Below are 1725 nucleotides of genomic sequence, written 5' to 3' on the forward strand. Positions count from 1 at the left end.
TCCATGGTGCTTAAACAAGCGGCGCCGCGGTCCATTCTTTTTTGTAAATCGAAGTTGATCAGCGCATCGAAACCATCATCAAAATACGGGCTACGATAAGCACTGTGCGCCCAAACTTCGCCCATCATCCAGAACGGCTGACCTGATTTGCCATTTTCTTTACGCCATTGTTCTAGGCTGTTCGATGCTTCCTCTTTTAGACGCTTCCAAACTTCACCTTCGACGTGTTTCACCGTATCGACGCGATAACCATCAATGCCAAAGCGTTTCACCCAGTCAGTTTGCCATTCAATCAAGTAATCCGAGACGGTGTAATTGTCACGCGCCTCAACGCGAGTGCCAGGGTTATTCAACAACCATTGCGGCGGCGTGACGGTTTTATTGGATTCAGTGATGAAATCTGGCAAGCCAGCAAGAGACATCGTAATGTCGCTACTGCCCGGAGCTGGGTAACCCGGCAAGCCGGTTCTTACCCAATCGCCGCCCCACCACTTCGCCCAGTTCGGACTCTGATAATCAATATTCTGGTGGTAGCTATGCCAATTTTCGCCTGCTTTTGGTTGCCAGTCGCCCCATTTCTTGGGCAGTTCGGCATTAGGCTTTAACACATCGATACCATCAAACTGTAGATCTGCCAATGTTGAGTAACCAGAATGGTTGATAACCGCATCCATCAAGACTTTGAGGCCACGCTTATGCGCCTCTTCCACCAGCGTTTTTAAATCTTCTTCGTTACCGAAGTTCTCATCAATCTTGGTGAAATCACGCGTCCAGTAACCGTGGTAAGCATAAAACGGGAATGAGCCACTATCGCCACCACCGACAAAGCCGTGCACTTGTTCAACGATTGGCGACAACCAAATCGCGTCTGTACCTAGGCTCTTGATGTAATCCAATTTCTCAATTACACCTTTAAGGTCACCGCCGTGGAACGTGCCAACTTCATCTTTGCCGTCTTTTTTACGACCATAACTGTTGTCGTTACTTGCGTCTGCGTTGTTGAAACGGTCAACCATCACGAAGTAAATGTTTGCATTTCGGTAATCAAATGGCACCGCTTCTTTGGTTTTCTGCACAGGCTCTAGCAGCACTAGGCCACCAGAGTCTTTACTTGGCGTCAGCGATACTTTCTGCTCTTTCACTTCAACCATTTGACCTGAATAAGCATCGCGTAACTTGGTGCCTTCAGGAAAGCTATCCCCCACAGCGATCGTCACTTCACCGCCTTGGTAGACTTCACATTGTACTTGCGGGATCGGGCGTTTAAATTCGGTTTTTGCTGCTTTTTTCGGCTCTCGCTTAAACAGCAACGTCTTAGCCGCGTCGTCGTAAGCGAAGGAATAGTCGCCAGTAAAGCGAACTTTGAGTGGCAGTTCGGTCGGCTTGCCACAATTTAGCGCGATAGGTTTGTTGAACTTCACTTTCTGACCATCAGGTGCAACGCAGTCACCTTCAACGCCCGTGATTTTAAGCGTGTATCCGTCTTTGGTTAGAGGCACAACCAAAGGCTGCTCTGCACTTAGCGGGAAGTCACGGCTGTTGGTCGTGGTAGAAATGGTGATGTTAGGCTCGGCGATGGCACTTGCCGACGCAAGCAGTAAAGTAGTAGTAATCAGGTTCAGTTTCATCGTTCAGTCCATTGGCAGCACATGGTAACCATGCACATTTATTAGTTTTATTCACACTAATTGTGCCTAGATAAGAAACTGAACACATCATTCTAAC

At 48.1% G+C, this 1725-nt stretch carries 1 protein-coding gene; it reads right to left on the reverse strand.

The features are described 5' to 3' along the window. Positions 1 to 1628: alpha-amylase (locus R7E42_RS23875; RefSeq protein WP_318073070.1), on the reverse strand; the 1628-nt coding region annotated here is incomplete at its 3' end. Positions 1629 to 1725: the final 97 nt, after the last annotated feature.

Source organism: Vibrio sp. Vb1337 (genome assembly GCF_033338715.1).
In the GTDB taxonomy this organism is placed as follows: Bacteria; Pseudomonadota; Gammaproteobacteria; order Enterobacterales; family Vibrionaceae; genus Vibrio; species Vibrio alginolyticus.